This window comes from Pigmentiphaga sp., from assembly GCF_019689535.1.
Classification (GTDB): Bacteria; Pseudomonadota; Gammaproteobacteria; order Burkholderiales; family Burkholderiaceae_B; genus Pigmentiphaga.
On sequence record NZ_JADGHH010000069.1, the window covers coordinates 1 to 16,805 of the forward strand.

Annotated in this window: 16 protein-coding genes and 1 pseudogene; 7 read left to right on the forward strand and 10 right to left on the reverse strand. The window is 65.1% G+C overall.

The features are described 5' to 3' along the window. The 7 genes and pseudogenes from IRZ12_RS08040 to IRZ12_RS08070 all read right to left on the reverse strand — a co-directional run. A pseudogene (locus IRZ12_RS08040) lies at nucleotides 1-226 on the reverse strand (nitrite/sulfite reductase); the annotation flags it as partial. A 303-nt stretch (nucleotides 227-529) separates the two neighbouring features. Next, entirely contained in the window at nucleotides 530-2,047 is a 1,518-nt protein-coding gene (purF, locus tag IRZ12_RS08045) for an amidophosphoribosyltransferase (RefSeq protein WP_296466868.1), read from the reverse strand. A gap of 26 nt (nucleotides 2,048-2,073) precedes the next feature. Continuing rightward, entirely contained in the window at nucleotides 2,074-2,562 is a 489-nt protein-coding gene (locus IRZ12_RS08050) for a CvpA family protein (RefSeq protein WP_296466871.1), read from the reverse strand. After that, nucleotides 2,559-3,314 (reverse strand): SPOR domain-containing protein, encoded by a 756-nt coding sequence (locus IRZ12_RS08055; protein WP_296466874.1) that lies wholly within the window; start codon nucleotides 3,312-3,314, stop codon nucleotides 2,559-2,561. The genes IRZ12_RS08050 and IRZ12_RS08055 overlap by 4 nt, the downstream gene beginning before the upstream one ends. A gap of 57 nt (nucleotides 3,315-3,371) precedes the next feature. Next, complete coding sequence (gene folC / locus IRZ12_RS08060; protein ID WP_296466878.1) at nucleotides 3,372-4,697, reverse strand: bifunctional tetrahydrofolate synthase/dihydrofolate synthase; 1,326 nt, start codon at nucleotides 4,695-4,697, stop codon at nucleotides 3,372-3,374. A 33-nt stretch (nucleotides 4,698-4,730) separates the two neighbouring features. After that, nucleotides 4,731-5,504, reverse strand: coding sequence for a type I methionyl aminopeptidase (gene map / locus IRZ12_RS08065; protein ID WP_296466880.1), 774 nt, complete (start codon nucleotides 5,502-5,504; stop codon nucleotides 4,731-4,733). Nucleotides 5,505-5,530: 26 nt separating this feature from the next. Next, the gene (locus tag IRZ12_RS08070) at nucleotides 5,531-7,366 is read right to left on the reverse strand and encodes a DUF2207 domain-containing protein (RefSeq protein ID WP_296466883.1); all 1,836 of its coding nucleotides are present in this window, start codon (nucleotides 7,364-7,366) and stop codon (nucleotides 5,531-5,533) included. Between the two features lie 353 nt (nucleotides 7,367-7,719). Between IRZ12_RS08070 and IRZ12_RS08075 the strand changes: the two genes are divergently transcribed. Beyond that, the gene (locus IRZ12_RS08075; RefSeq protein ID WP_296466886.1) at nucleotides 7,720-8,847 is read left to right on the forward strand and encodes an FAD-dependent monooxygenase; all 1,128 of its coding nucleotides are present in this window, start codon (nucleotides 7,720-7,722) and stop codon (nucleotides 8,845-8,847) included. Between the two features lie 5 nt (nucleotides 8,848-8,852). Next, nucleotides 8,853-9,656: an IclR family transcriptional regulator gene (locus IRZ12_RS08080; protein WP_296466943.1), complete on the forward strand. Its 804-nt coding sequence runs from the start codon at nucleotides 8,853-8,855 to the stop codon at nucleotides 9,654-9,656. On the opposite strand, the gene IRZ12_RS08085 is transcribed toward IRZ12_RS08080, so the two are convergent. Beyond that, entirely contained in the window at nucleotides 9,618-10,367 is a 750-nt protein-coding gene (locus tag IRZ12_RS08085; RefSeq protein ID WP_296466946.1) for a GntR family transcriptional regulator, read from the reverse strand. The genes IRZ12_RS08080 and IRZ12_RS08085 overlap by 39 nt on opposite strands. Nucleotides 10,368-10,510: 143 nt before the next feature. Between IRZ12_RS08085 and IRZ12_RS08090 the strand changes: the two genes are divergently transcribed. From IRZ12_RS08090 to IRZ12_RS08100, 3 genes are read left to right on the forward strand one after another with little or no spacing between them, the layout of a single operon-like run. Next, nucleotides 10,511-10,954 carry a carboxymuconolactone decarboxylase family protein gene (locus IRZ12_RS08090; RefSeq protein WP_296466949.1) on the forward strand — a complete coding sequence of 148 codons (444 nt, stop codon included), beginning with the start codon at nucleotides 10,511-10,513 and terminating at the stop codon, nucleotides 10,952-10,954. A gap of 16 nt (nucleotides 10,955-10,970) precedes the next feature. After that, nucleotides 10,971-11,852, forward strand: coding sequence for an amidohydrolase (locus IRZ12_RS08095; RefSeq protein ID WP_296466952.1), 882 nt, complete (start codon nucleotides 10,971-10,973; stop codon nucleotides 11,850-11,852). Nucleotides 11,853-11,903: 51 nt separating this feature from the next. After that, nucleotides 11,904-12,866, forward strand: a complete 963-nt coding sequence (locus tag IRZ12_RS08100) for a tripartite tricarboxylate transporter substrate binding protein (protein WP_296466955.1) — start codon at nucleotides 11,904-11,906, stop codon at nucleotides 12,864-12,866. 31 nt (nucleotides 12,867-12,897) lie between these two features. Here IRZ12_RS08100 and IRZ12_RS08105 read toward each other — a convergent pair whose 3' ends face one another. Both IRZ12_RS08105 and gor read right to left on the reverse strand, forming a co-directional pair. Then, on the reverse strand, nucleotides 12,898-13,743 hold the full coding sequence (locus IRZ12_RS08105) for a 3-keto-5-aminohexanoate cleavage protein (RefSeq protein WP_296466958.1): 846 nt from the start codon (nucleotides 13,741-13,743) through the stop codon (nucleotides 12,898-12,900). 10 nt (nucleotides 13,744-13,753) lie between these two features. Continuing rightward, complete coding sequence (gene gor / locus IRZ12_RS08110) at nucleotides 13,754-15,109, reverse strand: glutathione-disulfide reductase (RefSeq protein WP_296466960.1); 1,356 nt, start codon at nucleotides 15,107-15,109, stop codon at nucleotides 13,754-13,756. Nucleotides 15,110-15,242: 133 nt separating this feature from the next. On the opposite strand from gor, the gene IRZ12_RS08115 reads away from it, so the two are divergent. Both IRZ12_RS08115 and IRZ12_RS08120 read left to right on the forward strand, forming a co-directional pair. After that, nucleotides 15,243-16,364, forward strand: coding sequence for a class I SAM-dependent methyltransferase (locus IRZ12_RS08115; RefSeq protein WP_296466963.1), 1,122 nt, complete (start codon nucleotides 15,243-15,245; stop codon nucleotides 16,362-16,364). A 46-nt stretch (nucleotides 16,365-16,410) separates the two neighbouring features. Further along, nucleotides 16,411-16,713, forward strand: a complete 303-nt coding sequence (locus IRZ12_RS08120; protein WP_296466966.1) for a Dabb family protein — start codon at nucleotides 16,411-16,413, stop codon at nucleotides 16,711-16,713. Nucleotides 16,714-16,805 lie beyond the last annotated feature (92 nt).

The window sequence follows — 16,805 nt, forward strand, 5'->3', positions numbered from 1 at the left end:
GCGCGATATAGGCCAAGGTGCGCAGCTGGCGGGACGCCAGCATGCCATAGGGAATGGCGATGCGCAGCATGGGCGCGTGCCGCTGGATATATAAGCCGTTTTGCAGCCGCAGCGTGCGGAATTCGTCCTCGCTCAATTGCCCGTTCAGGAAGCGCCGCGTCTGGTCACGAAACTGCGCGACGCGCTGATCGACCAGCAGTTGGTCGATGGGTTGATACTGATACATGCAGCAAGCCTCTAGAGGTGGCCGGATGGCGGAAGGCGGAGGCCGGCGCTCTGCCGGCGGCGGGCGTAGGTATGCGCTTAGGACACGCCCAGACCGCAGCTTACAAATACCGCGTGATGATTAAAACGACCGGTTCGTAATGTGCATATATCGGAATTTGTCTAAGAAGCGCGCGACAGCAAAACAAGCGCTTATATTCGACGCCCGGCTGTGATGCCTGGCCAGGATTACCGACAGGCCGAAAAAAAAGCGCGCACCTGACGATGCGCGCCTTCGCACCAACGTTCACACCAGACTCTTCGGTCAAACGTCGTTCGGGGCGTATCCCAGATTGACCTGCAAGCCCCCCGGCGCCACTTTGTCGCGGTTGTTGCGCACGTGCTCGATGTGGTCCAGGTACTCAGGCGTCACATCGCCAGTAATGTAGTGACCATCGAAGCACGAGGTTTCGAACTGGGTGAGGTTGGGATTCATGTCGGTTACGGCCTGCCGCATGGCGGAGAGGTCTTGGTAGACCAGCGCATCGGCGCCGATCACGCGCGCGATTTCCTCATCCGTGCGTCCATGTGCGATCAGCTCGCTGCGCGTGGGCATGTCGATGCCGTACACGTTGGGGAAACGCACGGGTGGCGCGGCAGAAGCAAAGAACACCTTGTTGGCGCCGGCCGCCCGGGCCATCTCGACGATCTCGCCGCTGGTCGTGCCGCGGACGATGGAGTCGTCGACGATGAGGACGTTCTTGCCTTTGAATTCCTCGCTCATGGCGTTGAGCTTTTGGCGGACCGATTTCTTGCGCACCGCCTGGCCGGGCATGATGAAGGTCCGGCCGACGTAGCGGTTCTTGATGAAGCCTTCGCGGTAATCGAGGTTCAGTCGCGCGGCCAGCTGCATCGCGGCGGGACGGGCCGAGTCCGGGATGGGCATGACCACGTCCACCTCGCCCAGGCGCAGGTTGCGGGCGACTTTGTCCGCAAGGTACTCGCCCATGCGAAGCCGGGCACCGTACACCGAGACGCCATCCATCAGCGAGTCCGGACGGGCGAAGTAGACATACTCGAAAATGCACGGGCTCAGCTGCGGGTTGTCGGCGCACTGGCGCGACGACATCCGGCCGTCGCGGTCGATGAAGATGGCCTCTCCCGGCGCCACGTCGCGCTCGAGCTTGAAGCCCATGCCCTCCAGGGCGACCGACTCGGAAGCGATCATCCACTCGACGCCGGAGTCGGTCTCGAGCTTGCCGAGGCACAACGGCCGGATGCCGAACGGATCGCGGAACGCCAGCATGCCGTATCCGGCAATCTCGGCCACCACCGCGTAGGCCCCCCGCACGCGGCGATGAACGGCCGCGACCGCCTTGAAAATGGCGTCTTCGTCCAGCGACACCCCGGTGGACGAACGATGCAGCTCGTGCGCCAGCACGTTGAGCAGCACCTCGGAATCGGAGTTCGTGTTCATGTGCCGGCGATCGACGCGGAACAGTTCCTCGCGCAGCGACTCCCAGTTCGTCAGATTGCCGTTGTGGGCAAACGTAATGCCGAATGGCGCATTGACGTAGAAGGGCTGGGCCTCTTCCGCGCTGGAGCTTGAGCCGGCGGTCGGATAGCGGACTTGGCCGATGCCCGAATTGCCGGGCAGCGCACGCATGTTGCGCGTGCGGAAGACGTCCCGCACCAGGCCATGCGCCTTGAACATATTGAACGTATTGCCCTGCGACGTGGCTATGCCCGCCGCATCTTGACCGCGATGCTGCAACAGCAGCAGGCTGTCGTAGAGCAACTGATTAACCGGTGCGCCCGAGACGACACCGACGATTCCACACATGAGAGCCTCTTTTCAGCAGCACAAACTTAATAGCGGATCCAGTCCGCAAACTGTTCCGGCAGGTACGGCTTGACCGCACGCGCACCCTCTTCGGCGTACGGCGACAAGACCGCCTCGGTCCACCACGACTCCTTGGGCAAAGGCGTAAACCCCGCTGCAACCACCAGAACCAGCACGATGACCACGCCGCGCACCAGGCCGAACAACGCACCCATGCCGCGGTCGGCGAGGGACAGCCCCGTCGCCTTGATCAGCATTCCCAACGCAAGATTGACGACACCTACCGCGAGGAGCACCGCGATGAACACGCCTGCATAGGCAACCACTGCCCGCAGGCCCGAATTCTCGACCAAGCCCGCCAGCCAGTCGTACGCGGCGGGACCGTAGCGCACGGCGCCAACGAACGCCGCGACGTATGCGATCAGGGACAGCACCTCTTTGACGAATCCGCGAAAGAGGCCGATTACCACCGACGCCCCAAGTATCAGCAAGACGCCGTAGTCGAAATGGGTCACAGCGGCACGATGGAACTACTAAAGCCTGCCGACGTGATGCGCGCCCGCGCTGCATCGGCAGCCTCGCGCGTGGCGAACGGACCGACCCGGACGCGGAACACGTCACCCTTGCTGGTCCGGACGCGCTCGGTAAAGCTCTTGATGCCCGCGGCGCTCAACCGGTCGCGCATGTCGTTGGCGCGCTCCTCGGTGGAAAACGCCGCGATCTGCACGGCAAAGCCGCCCTTGCTTTCAGACTTGGGTGCCGCCTCGGCCAGGGCCCCACCCTCCAGCAAAGCGCGGGCACGCGCCGCCTCGGCCCGGGCGGCATCGCTCTGCGACGGACGCGTGGGCGCACTCGCCGCCGGCTTGGGCGGCTCAGGTTGGACAGGCGCCGGCTTTGGAGGTTCAGGTTGCGGCGCCGGCTTGGCGGGCTCGGGCTTAGCGGGTACGGGGGCGGCGGGCACAGGCGCGGCCGGCTTTTCCTCGGCGGGCGGCTCCGGCTCGGGCGCCTTGGCCACTTCCGGGGCGGCATGCCGGTCGGGAATCTGGATGGGGATATCGTCGGGCAACAGGGGCGGCTCGGAATCGAGCACCATGGGCAGCACGACTACCGCTGCCAAGACCAGCGCGATGGCGCCGACCAGCCGGCGCCGCGCACGCCGGCGCGCTTCCTGTGCGGGATCCTGCGATTCGCCGCCGGCTGCATAACCGGCGCGGCTGGACTTGGCCGTCGTGGAGGCCGCCTTTTTCTTGCGCTCGAGCAATCCCATTGATACGTCCGGCTAAAACACGCGGCGGTGCCTCGGGTAGCGCCTGCAAGGCCGGGCTCAGCCCGCGTGGGCAGCCTTGGCCGTGCGCATGGATGCCAGCACACCCGCCACGGTAAGGAAAGATCCGAAGACCAAGATTCTATCACCCTCTCCCGCCCTCTCTTGCGCTGCGGCAAAAGCCGCGGCCGGATCGGCATGGACTTGGATGGACGACTCCTTGTCTTCCTTGACCCCGAGCGCGCGCAAACGCGCTGCGAGCTCTTCCCCGCCCAAGCCGCGCGGCCCCGGCAAGCCGGCGCACAGCCAATGGTCGACGCGTCCGCCGAGCTTGGCGATGACGCCATCGACGTCTTTGTCGCCCAGCATCCCGAACACCGCGTAGGTGTAGGGAAAAAAGCCCATGTTGTCGAGATTCTGGGCGAGTACCGCCGCGGCATGAGGATTGTGGGCCACGTCCAGGATCACCGTCGGCCGGCCAGGCAGGATCTGGAAACGCCCTGGCAGCTGCACCTGCAGCAGTCCGAGCCGCACGGCCTGCTGGGGCACCGGCAAGCGGTCGCGCAGCGCCTCGAGCGCAGCGAGCGCCGCCGAGGCGTTGAGAAGCTGGTTTGCGCCACGCAGGGCCGGATAGGCCAACGCATTGCGCCGCTGGGCGCGACCGCCATAACTCCACTGCTGCTTGTCGCCCGCATAGTTGTAATCGCGCCCGAAGCGCCAGAGGTCGGCGCCTATGCTCTCGGCATAATCGATCAGCGATTGCGGTGGCACCGGGTCGGCGCAGATGGCCGGCTTGCCGGGCCGGTAGATGTGGGCCTTTTCCCAGCCGATCTTCTCCCGGTCATCGCCCAGCCACTCGACGTGGTCCAAGTCCACGCTCGTCACGATGGCGCAATCGGCATCCACGACGTTCACGGCATCGAGGCGCCCTCCCAGGCCGACTTCGAGGATGACCGCGTCGAGGCCGGCACCGGCGAACAACCGAAGGATGGCAAGGGTCGTGAGCTCGAAATAGGTCAGCGAGACCTCCCCGCGCGCCTCGTCCACCGCAGCGAACTGCTCGGCCAACGCCGCGTCGCTCGCGGGCTCGCCATTGATGCGCGCGCGCTCGTTGAAATCGAGCAGGTGCGGGGAGGTATACAGCCCGACGCGATAGCCCGCCGCCAGCAGCATGGCCTCGAGCATGGCGCAGGTCGATCCCTTGCCATTGGTGCCGCCGACGACGATGGTGACCGCGTCGAGCTTCTGGCCGAGGCGATCGGCCACGGCCCGCACCCGTTCCAGCCCCATGTCGATGGGGCGGGCATGGATGGATTCGAGATAAGCCAGCCATTGCGCGAGCGAGCTTTGCGCGTTGGGACGGGAGACGGGGGAAGGAGACGACATGAGGAGGGAAGGACCGGAAAAGCAAAAGCGTTACTATAGAACGCTCTTGCCCGGCCACGCGGTGAGAATGTCGTAGCCGTCGTCGGTCACGGCGACCATGTGCTCCCACTGGGCCGAGAGCGAGCCGTCCACGGTCACCACGGTCCAGTCGTCGTCCAAGACCCTGACTTCGTGGCGGCCGGCGTTGAGCATGGGCTCGATGGTAAACACCATTCCTTTCTTGAGGCGCAGTCCGGTTCCGGGCTTGCCGTAATGCAGGACCTGCGGCGCCTCGTGGTACTTGCGGCCGATGCCGTGGCCGCAGAAATCGCGCACCACCGAGAAACCGGCATCTTCCGCATAGGCCTGTATCGCGGCCCCCACGTCGCCCAGCGTGGCGCCGGGCCTGACCGCGGCGATGCCGCGCATCATGCTCTCCAACGTCACGTTGACGAGGCGCTCGGCCTCGGGGGAAGGCTTGCCGACGAAATACATCCTGCTGGTGTCGCCGTGCCAGCCGTCCTTGATGACCGTCACGTCGATGTTGACGATGTCGCCCTCGCGCAGCACATCCTGGGGCTTGGGGATGCCATGACAGACGACATTGTTGATGGAGGTGCACAGCGTCTTGGGAAACCCGTGGTAGCCGACGTTGGCCGGGATCGCTTTTTGCACCTTGGTGATGTATTCGTAGCAGCGGCGGTCCAGTTCTTCAGTAGAGACGCCGGGCTGCACGTACTCACCTATCATCTCGAGGACCTCGGCCGCCATGGCGCCCGCAACGCGCATTGCTTCGATTTCTTGCGGGGACTTGATCGTAATGGCCATGCGGAAGACTCCATGTTTGTTCGATTTTAGCGCCGCCCACCGGCGGTTTCCCCGCCCTGCACGCCTCCCGCCCCACGCACGGCCGTCGCCGCCCATCGATCGAGCGAGGCCATGACACGATGCGGACGGACCAACACGTCGAGCGAACCACCGTACCGAGCCTGCATGTCGGCAAGCGTCGCCGGGGTCGCCGAGTGCGCCTGCGCATGCGCGGCCGACCAACGGCGCTCCACGTCCAAGGCAAGCGCATAGGGCAAGTAGCGCTCGTACCGGGCAAGCACGGCGTCCGGGGCCAGGGTGTCGGAGGCTGGCTCAGGATGCGCCAAGAACTGCCGGAAACCATCCACTTGTGCGCGCAGCGCGCGACCTTGGTCGGTATAGCCTTGCAGCCCCGCTGCACCCATGCACACCACGGCAAGGAGCACGAGCGGCGTGAGGCCCACGAACAGCAGGGGCCATGACTCCGCGTGCCTGTGGATCAGCACCACGCCAGCGACCAAGCACGCTACCGCCAATGCGCCCAGGACCAACCTGCTTGGAAAGCTCGTGGCGCCAGAGCGCCATTGCGCCTGCACGGCGAACAACGCGGGCACCGCCGGCAACGGCACGAGCATGCTCCACGCCTCCCATGCAAGCAGGCTACCCTCGCGCACGAGCGCCAACCCCACGAGGCTGGCAGCCAGGAGCAACCAGAGATAGAACGCCTTGCGTGCCCAGCCGTCGGCCTTGTAGAAAAGGACGCGTCCGTAAGTTTCCTCCAGGCGCTTGCGCTGCGCGTCTTGTGCCTCGTCATAGCAATGACGGTAGAGACCGTCCAGCCGCAGCAGGCTGCGCCCGCCCGAAAAGAATCGACTGAGCATGCCGTGGAGCAGCCCGTCCTGCCGGGCATCGCCGCCGGCCTGGTTGGAGAGGCGCTCTAGGTAGCGGCCATCCTCCTGGACGCGCAGCCTGACCGAGCGGCGCGCCAGCAATTCCATCATCCCCGACAAGAAAGCCCAGCGGTCATACTCCTTGCGGTACACATAGCGCAGCGCCGGCGCGGAAAGGCCTTCCGGAGGTTCGGAAACCGGCGCCTGGTTGCGCCGCACCCAGGCTCCGACCCGCAGCCACGTTGCCCCGTAGTAGAGCAAGATCAGCACCGCGCCCAGCGCGGCCGCCCAGATCTCGGCCCGGTCCTGGACGCCGTGCCACCAGGCGCGGACCGGGCCAGGCCGCTGGACGAACCCGGCCGGCCAAGCCAATTCGACGGCCATGTTCTCGCCGGGAGCCAGTCCGCGGGTAGACACGAACACTGCGCGGCCCGGCTCCCGCTCCACGAGCTCGCCCGGGCTGCCCCCGCCCTCTCCCGCCACCTTCGCGTCTTCGATGGGAGCCTCTTCCGGCAGGACGACGCGCACGCGCACCTTGTCGATGGGCAGGTTCCAGGCCCCGCCCGTGGCATCCCAGGCGAGGCGGTCCTGCCCGCCCGCTGCCTGCAGCTGGCGCGTCACCCGATAGGTCAGCGTATATTGGTATTCCCCGGGCCGGAACACCACATCCTGGCGCCCCGTCGCGATGCGCACGCCGTCTTTGAGGCGAGAGACGGCAAACGACTCGGGGCGCCCGTCCCGCCTCACCGACACGACATCTAGCCTCGCGTTGATCCAACTGCCATCTGCCCGCCGGTAGAGCTGCGCGAAATCCCGCTGCAAGCCGTACCGTATCTGCTTGCCGATGGAGCGCACGCGCAGATTCTCGGTAACCAGCAAATCGCCGTCCTGCTCGACCTTGATGTCGCTGAAGAACTCGAGAATGCGCTCGTCGGCCCACGCCTGCCCCACGGCCAAGAACAGCCAGCAAAGCGCCGAGAGCCAAATCCTCATGCGCGGCCTCCCATGCGGCTGAACGCGTCGCTGCCCAGCTTCCCGCCGGCGCCCACCGCGTGCAACAGCCCGGCATGGATGAAAAAGCAAAACAAAAAATGCCCCCACGAAATTGGCCTGCTTCCAGACATGACACCAACCCTGCTGTTTTGGCAGGACTGTACCACCGGCCACGGCCGCCCAAAGCGCAAGAGCTCACTTGTTTGCAGATCCGTCCCCAAAGTTTCCGCCGCGTCGCCGTCGGCCCAGACAGGGCACGGCGCGCACACCCCATTGACAGCTACGGAATCCATCAATAGAATTTTTTGAACTACTTGTTCATTTTTGTACATACATCCTTCAGGAGCATTCCCATGGCATCGCCCCTCATCGGTATCAGTGGCGCAGGCATAGGCGGATTGGCGGCGGCGATCGCTTTGCGCAAGCTCGGCCTGGAATCCGTGGTTTTCGAGCAGGCGCCGCGCTTTGCGCGCGTGGGCGCAGACATCAACCTCACGCCCAACGCCGTGCTTGCCCTGGACGGCCTCGGCGTGGGGGATGAATTGCGCAAGACCGCTGCACGCCCCACCCATCGCATCAGCCGCACCTGGGATACGGGTGAGGAAACCTCGCGCCTGGAAATGTCGGAAGCCGCAGAGAAACGCTACGGCGCGCCCCAGCTCACCATGCACCGCGCGGACCTCTTGTCCGCGCTCGAACAAGCGGTGCCGGCCGACACCATCTACCTGGGCAAACGCACCACGCGCATAGAAGAAGGCGCAGACGGCATTACCGTCCACTTCGAAGATGGGACCTCCCAGCGGGTCGATGTGCTGGTCGGAGCCGACGGCATCCATTCCACCGTTCGCAAATACCTGCTGGGGGACGAGTATCCGGAGTTCACCGGCGTCGTCGCCTACCGGGCTGTCGTTCCCGCATCGAAATTGGAAGGGCTGCCCAACCTCGGCGCGTTCACCAAATGGTGGGGGCCCAACCTCGATACGCAGATCGTCACTTTCCCGCTCAACCGTGGGCGCGACATTTTCATCTTCGCCACCATCCCGCAAGACAGCTGGCGCCACGAATCTTGGACCATGCCCGGCAGCGTCGACGAGCTGCGTGCCTCTTACGCGAACTTCCATCCCGAAGCACGCGCGCTGCTCGATGCCTGCGACGAGGTGCTGAAGTCTGCCTTGTACGTCCGCGACCCGCTGCCCTCCTGGTCCCGCGGCAACATTACGCTCCTGGGCGACGCCTGCCACCCGATGATGCCCTTCATGGCGCAAGGCGCCGGCATGGCGATTGAAGACGCGGTCGTCCTCGCTCGCCAGCTCGCGCATACGCCGGACGATCCAGCCGCAGCCCTGAAGCGGTACGAAGCGGCCCGCCTCGACCGCACGGCGAAGATCCAGATCGGTTCGCGCAGCAACAACTGGCTCAAGGAAGGCGGAAATGCCGATTGGGTCTACGAATACAATGCCTGGGGTGTCCCCCTGGCCTGATCCCCATGCCCCGTACCGCCGAAGCGCTCGACGACGAAACTCCCGCCAAGACCCAATTGGTTTCTCCCGTGCAGCGGGCGTTCCGCCTGCTGCGCTATGTCGTCGAAGGCGGCAGCACGTCGAATTTGAGCGAGGTCGGACGCTCCATCGACGTCAACCGGGTGACCGTCATGCGGCTGATCGCCACGCTCGAGCATGAAGGCGTGCTCGAGCCCCTTCCCCAGGGAGGCCACCGCATCGGCCTGGCCTTCCTCAAGCTGGCCACGGCCGCGACGGCGGCCAACGACATGCTCGATCTCGGCCGACGCGTGCTGTCGACCGTTCGCTCGCGGTTGAACGCCTCGGCTTACTTGGCGACGCTCGACGGCGGCCATGTCGTCTACATGTTGCGTGACATGCCCGAAGCAGGCCTGGTGAGCAACATCAAGGTGGGCAGCCGGGTGGCCGCGCACCTGACGACCCCGGGCCGTGTCTTGCTGGCTTGGCAACCGAAGGCCGCGCTCGAGGTCCTCCTGTCCGGTGAACCGCTTGCCGCCGCCGATGCCCGCAAGCTGAAAGCCCAAATCACGGCTGACCGGGAGCGCATCTGCGCCTGGAGCTTTTCCGGCTTCGAGCAGGGCATCAACTCCTGTGCCGCACCGGTGTTCGGTCCGCTCGGCGATGTCACCGCCGCCATCAGCGTCGCCGGCCCGGAAAATGCGCTCGGCGCAGGCGAGGACTCCCGCGCGCTTGCGGAACGGGTCGTCATCGAAGCTGCGCGCGACCTGTCTTCATTGCTGGGCTGCCGGACTTACCCGCCGGCGGGTTGAGCGCCGGGTTGCCTGCCCGGACGGCGTACCGGCCTCGGGCAACACGCTCAAGAGATTGGCCCCCGTACGCGACAAGTGCTGGCGCAGGATCTCGCATGCACGCTCGGCGTCGCGGTCGAGCGCCGCATTAAAAATCGCCTCGTGTTCGGCTGGCACATTGCGGTCTGGCGAGTTCGTCGCCAAGAACAAACGCCGGTAGCGATCCCCGAGGTCATGCAAGGTATTGCAAAAGCGCAGCAACAACGGCATCCCGCAAGCCGAGAATAGCGTGATGTGAAAGGCCCGGTGAGCCCGCTCCCAAGCAGGCAACTTGTCGCCGCTGCGGTCGACGGCCTCCAGTCGGCTCAAGCGGTGATACGTCGCCACCAGGGCATCTTCCCACTTTTCGTCGCCCCGCTTGATCGACTCGGCGAGCGCCATCACTTCGAGGTTCAACCGCAAAGCCGTGACCTGGCGGAAGTCGTCCGCCGACACTGGCGCGACCCGATAACCCTTCTTGTCGGTCGTCACGACAAGGCCGTCAGAGACCAATCGGGTCAATGCTTCCCGCAGCGGACTCAGGCTGACGTCGTAGTGTTCCCGCAATTCGTCCAGGCGCAGCTTGCTGCCCGGCAACAACTCCCCTCCCAGAATCGCATTGCGCAGCGCTTCAACCAAAGTCGTTGACAAGGTCGGACCGCTGGCGGGTGTCGTATCAAGGAGTGTGGTCATGCTGAACTCAAACAGAAAAGGAGCGAAGTGCAGTTCACATTCTAGCCGGTTCCACGCCGTCTCCCCCAAATAATCGATTTATCCTAAAAACGTGAGTTTTCAAAAATAATCGATTACTATTGCATGATCGATAAGGAGATGAGATGGCCCGACCCGATCCTCAATTTGTCCAAGATACGTTCGGCCCCTACGCCGACCCGCAGGCCAGCAAGGAACAGCGCGCGCAAAGCTACCGGGAAATGGCAGGGTTCCTTCCCCCCCGTGTCGAGGCACGCCTAGACGTCACCGGTGCGCTGGACCCCGTCATGGTCGACCTCCAAGAAAAAGTCCGCGCACATGCCCTGGAGTCCTCGGTCTTCGACGAAAAGCAAGTCCAATTGCTGATCTTCGGCATGCTGGTCGTCGAATTGAGCGACGCAGCCATCATCCATGGCGTCGCCGCCCGCCGGGCCGGCGCGACTTGGCAGGAGCTGCAATCGGTGGTGAACCTGGCCTACGTTTTCCGGGGGGTGTCAGCCGCCAATCGCGGCGCGGAAATGCTCATACGCATCGCAGAGCGCGAACGGGAACTGTCCGCTCAAGACTGACTGGGAGGAGACCGCCATGCAACCTTGCCAAGGCCCTGACCGGGCGACCCGCAAGCCATCCTTTGCCGTCCCGCGGGGCGCATGCGATTGCCATGCGCACATTTTCGGCCCGCGGGAGCGCTTTCCTTTTTCGCCGGAGCGCAGCTACACCCCCGAGGACTGCACCGTCGATCAATACCGGGATTTGCTTGCCACCTTGGGCTTCGACCGAGGTGTCCTGGTCCAAGGCGGCGCGCATGGCACGGATAACTCCGCCATGCTGGACGCCCTCGAGAAACTGGGTCCGCGCATCAAGGGCATTGCCGTGCTGCCGCCCGGTACTCCCTTGCGTGAACGCGAAGCCCTGCACCAGAAAGGCGTGCGCGGTTTCCGCATGTCCACGGTCGTGTCGGGCGGCGTGGGCTTCGACCAGCTCGAAGCACTGGCTGCCGAGGCCGAAGAAATGGGATGGCACCTGCTCCTCCATTTCCATCGCTCCGAAGAGCTGGTTGCTGTGGCCGACCGTTTGCGGCGCCTCAGATGCCACTACGTACTGGATCACCTTGCGCGCATCCGCGCCGACGAAGGCATCGAATCGGCCGCATTCGCCACGGTCATGTCGCTGCTCGAGACAGACCGCTGCTGGATCAAACTGGCGAGCCTGTATCGCCTGTCGAGCAAACCCTACCCCCACGAGGACATGCTCCCCATGATCCACCGCGTCGTGCAAGCGCGGCCGGATCGCATGATCTGGGGAAGCAACTGGCCGCACCCCATACACGCCGGCCCCATGCCCAACGACGGAGACCTCGTGGACCTCATCCCCCTGTGGGTACCCGACTCAGAGCAGCGCCGGCAAATGCTGGTGGACAACCCGGTGACGCTTTATGGGTTCACCCCGGCCGATCTGCCCGAGTGACCCGACGCCTGCCCTCACATCATCGATCACGACATACCCTGGAGACTACACATGAATTTCCATCCACGCGCGCTTACCGCTCTTGCCCTAGTCGCCGCCTCGGCCTGCGCGCATGCGGCCTATCCTGAAAAGCCCATCACCTTCGTCGTGCCTTTCCCGCCCGGGGGCACTACCGACATCATTGCGCGGACGCTGGCGGCCCGCGTCGGCGCGGAGCTGAAACAAACGGTGATCGTCGAAAACCGTCCGGGAGCAGGTGGCAACGTAGGCGCGCAAAGCGTGGCGCGTGCCCAGCCCGATGGCTACACGCTGCTGCTGTCCACTGCCGGCCCCCTTAGCATCAACCAACATCTTTACAAGAATCCTGGGTACGACCCGGTGACGAGCTTCGCGCCCGTCGCGCTCCTGGCGGCCGTGCCCATCATGCTCGTGGCGAACCCGTCGGCCCCGTTCAAGACCGTCGCCGAACTCATCGACTACGCGCGAAAGAACCCGAATAAGCTTTCCTACGGATCACAAGGCAACGGCACGACCAGCCACCTCACGATGGAGCTGCTCAAGACCCAGGCAGGCATCAACATCCAGCACATCCCGTATCGGGGTAGCGCGCCTGCGGCGACCGACTTGATGGCAGGCGTGGTGCAAGTCATGTTCGACAACTCGCCGAGTACCCTGCCCTACGTCAAGGCTGGCAAAATGCACGGCTTGGGCGTCGCGTCGCCAAAGCGGGTGAAAGGCATGGAGGATCTGCCCTCCGTCTCCGAAACCTTGCCCGGATTCGCTTCGGAAGCGTGGTTCGGCCTGGTCGCGCCGGCCGGAACGCCCGAGGCAACGGTCGATTTGCTGAACAAGACGATCAACAAGGTTCTCGCCAGCGCGGAATACAAAGAGGAACTCGCGAAATCGGGCACCCAGCCCCTGGGTGGCACGCCAGCCGACTTTGCACGCTACCGGGACGCCGAAACGGCCAAATGGGGAAAAATCGTCCAGGCGGCGGGCATCAAACTCGACTGATCCGCACCGCATCGACGATATCCCGGCCCGGCTACTCCCTTCCGTGGAACCGGGCGCGGACCTGCGCGGCCGTCGCCAGGGGCCGCCCCAGCGCGGCCGCCACCTCGGCAACTTGCCGCACGAGCGCCGCGTTATCAGGCGCCGTGGAGCCGTCGCGCAGATAGAGATTGTTCTCGAACCCAACCCGAACATGGCCGCCCAGCGCCGCGGCGGCCGCTGCACACGCGTGCTCGTGGCGGCCGAACGCACACATGGCCCACGGATACGCGTGGTCGTAGGCTTCGAGGAAAGGCAGGAGATCCGTCGGCGACGAAACCTGTCCGGCGCTGTAGCGCCCCAGGACGAACAATATGAACCAGGGGGCATCCGGTACCACGCCACGGCGCCGGTAATTCATCCAGCGCTCCACGTCGCCTACGTCGTACAAGATCACCTGGGTCATCACGCGTTCCCGAGCCAGCCACGAAAACAGCGACTGGACGCGCGCATCGGCCTGCGGCCCCAGGGCAATCTCGCGCAGCCCGACCGATACGGCCTCGGGCTTGACCGCCATGACGGCGGCTACCTGTTCGTCGGGGGCGTACACCCCGGCCGCCTCGGTCGTGATCTGGATCACGAGTTCGTTGCCGACCGCCTGCCTGACCGCTCGCGTGGCCGCCAAGTATGTGTCCGGCTCCAGGCTGTGCGACTGATCGGCCTTGCGCACGTGCATGTGCAGCATGGCGGCGCCCGCATCCAGGCATTGCTTCGCCGTCTCGGCCAGCTGGCCGGGCGTGACGGGCACGGCAGGATGATCAGACGTTTTCTTATAGGCACCATTGGGCGCCACGGTCAAAATCAGTGGGGCATCGAGCTCTGCAGGTGCTGCTCCTTGCATGGTATTCCCCTTAGGCTCCAACCGGTTCGCGCATGGTGACGAACTCCTCGGCTGCCGTCGGATGCAGCCCTATGGTCTGGTCGAATTGTCGCTTGGTCGCACCGCATTTCAATGCGATGGCCAAGCCCTGGATGATCTCGGGCCCATCGGGCCCGACCATGTGGCATCCCAGGACGCGGTCGCTGGCGTCGTCCACCACTAGCTTCATCATGGTCTGTTCATCCCGGCCGCTCACGGTGTTCTTCATCGGCCGGAAACGCGAGCGATAAACGCGCACCTTGCCATAGCGCTCCCGGGCCTGCTCCTCCGTCAGGCCGACCGTCGCAACGGGCGGCTGGCTGAATACCGCGGCCGGTACGTTTTCCGCATCCGCCCGCATGGGGTTGGCGTTATACAGCGTCTCGGCCAAGGCCCTCGCCTCTGCGATGGCCCAAGGCGTCAGGTTCAGGCGATCGGTCACGTCGCCGACTGCATAAATGCCCGGCACGTTGGTCTGGGATGAAGCGTCGACCTTGATGGCCCCGTTCTCCCCTAGCTCTACGCCGCAGGCTTCGAGCCCGAGCCCGCGGGTATTGGGCGCACGCCCGGTCGCCATCAACACCTGGTCGACCTCCAACACTTCGCCGCCGTCCAGCTCCACAGCAATGCGGTGGCCTCGACGCTCGAGCCTGGCCACGCGCGTGCGCGGGCGGATGACGATGCCGCGCCGCTGCAGGGCACTTGCCACGGCCTCCCGGACGTCGTGGTCGAATCCTCCCAGCACCTGGTCGCGCCGTATGGCCAAAGTCACGTTGGCCCCGGCGCCGCGGAAGATGCCGGCAAACTCGAGGGCGATGTAACCGCCTCCAACGATGAGGACGTCATCGGGCCGTTGGGCGAGCGACAATGCCTCATTGGACGTAATCGCCAGCTCGATGCCCGGGATCTCGGGCAACACCGCATGGCCGCCGGTGGCGATCAGGATGCGCTCGGCCGTATAGCGCCGCCCGCCAATCTCCACGGTATGCGGATCCACCAGCGTGGCCCGGCCTTCGAGCAGGGTGACCCCGGCCTGATCCAACATGCGCCGGTACACGCCCTCGAGCCTGTCGATCTCGCGGTCCTTGGCCGCCACCAAGGCGCCCCAATCCAGGCTCGCGCCCTCGATGCTCCAGCCATAGCCCGCGGCATCCTCGAACGCCTCGGCGAACTGCGTGCCGTACATCAGCAGTTTTTTTGGCACGCAGCCGCGAATGACGCACGTGCCGCCCACGCGGTCGGCTTCGCAGATTGCCACGCGCGCGCCGTACGAGGCCGCGCGGCGCGAACCGGCCACGCCGCCCGATCCGGCTCCAATGGTGATAAGGTCATAGTCGAAGGCTGGCATGAGGCACGTCCCCGGCAACTGAGTCATCGATACATGGGCATGGATGATAACGCCGCGAGGCGATCGCTGCCGGCATTCTCGCTCGCGCTTGGGTTAGACTCGACCGACTTTCCGCCCTTGGATGTGCCACACCGTGACAGCCGCCCCCGACAACTTGCAATGGAACGCCCCTGGGCCGAGACAGGCGGCATGGCTGTCTGCCAGTGGCCATCCGGTGCCACGGCGCGTGGTCGAAGCCGATGACGGCATGCCGGCCGACACGGCTTATCGATTGGCATGCGAAGGCACGGCGCTGCTGTGGCGGGGCGACTTCCAGAATGCCCGGCAATTACTGCAGGCCATGGCCCGGCGATGGGATCGCAAGCCATTCAAGCCGGGCGAGACGATCACGCAAACTTTCCACCTGTACCGCCAGGCGCAACTGCAGCGGGCGCGGGTGCTCGGCATGCTGCTCGTGCCCATCGAGGCCGGCTTCGCCATTCCGCTGCGGCGCGCGCCCGACGTGCGCCAGGCTTGCCGCGAAGCCTATGGCGAACTTCATTCCGAAGCCGTCGTTTCGCTGCGTGAGCTCCAAGGCGTGATCGGCGCCCACGAATGGCGCAAGAAAGGCGTGCCCGTCCCCGCCTTGAATGCCCGCATCCACCCGCACTACGGCGTTTTTTCCCCGGTCCGGGGCGAATACGTGGAGCTCGTGGCGCAGGCGCCCTTGCCCCGCGCGGACTGCGCGTTCGACATCGGCACGGGCACCGGCGTGCTCGCCGCCGTGCTCGCCCGCCGCGGCGTGCGCCGCATCATCGCCACGGACACCGATGAGCGCGCCTTGGCCTGCGCCCGCGAGAACATCGACCGCCTCGGGTTGGCCAGCCGCGTGCGCATCGAGCAGGCTGATCTATTCCCCCACGGACGGGCGGGACTCATCGTGTGCAATCCGCCCTGGGTGCCTGGCCCGGCGCATGGCAACCTCGACCGCGCCGTGTACGACCCGGACAGCCGCATGCTACGGGGTTTCCTGGCGGGTCTCGCGGATCACCTGGAACCGGACGGGGAAGGCTGGCTGATTCTTTCCGATCTCGCCGAGCACCTTGGGCTCCGTTCGCGCGCCAGCCTGCTCGACCTGGTCGACCGTGCGGGCCTGCGCGTGATCGACCGCCTGGAAACCCGGCCGCGCCACCCCAAGGCCCAAGCCGCGGCGGACCCGCTTCATGCCGCACGGCTTGCGGAAACGACTGCGCTTTGGCGACTCGCCAAGCATTGATTACCGGAGAAATTCGTTACCCCCTCACTTTGCACCAAGGACTTGCATGATCAAGCACATTGCCATGTGGCGGCTGAAACTGGATGAAGGCGAAACCCGCGAAGCCGCCTTCGAAGTCATCCGCTCGACCATCGCCGCGCAGCGCGGCCGCATCCCCGGCCTGCTCGAATCCGAAGCGGGGCTGAACTTCAGCACCTCGAGCAAGGCCATGGATGTCGTCGTATATACCGTTTTCACCGATCGCGAAGCATTGCGCGCCTATCACACCCATCCCGTGCACCTGGAAACCCGCGCCAAGGTCGATCGTTACCTCAGCTCGGGATGCATGGTCGACTACGAAATCGACTGACACCCCGGGGGGCGCCCGCCCCTGCCACGCTGCCTCGCCCCTGACTCTTATACACATCACAGAGCCCACGAGACACTCGCTAAACACTAATC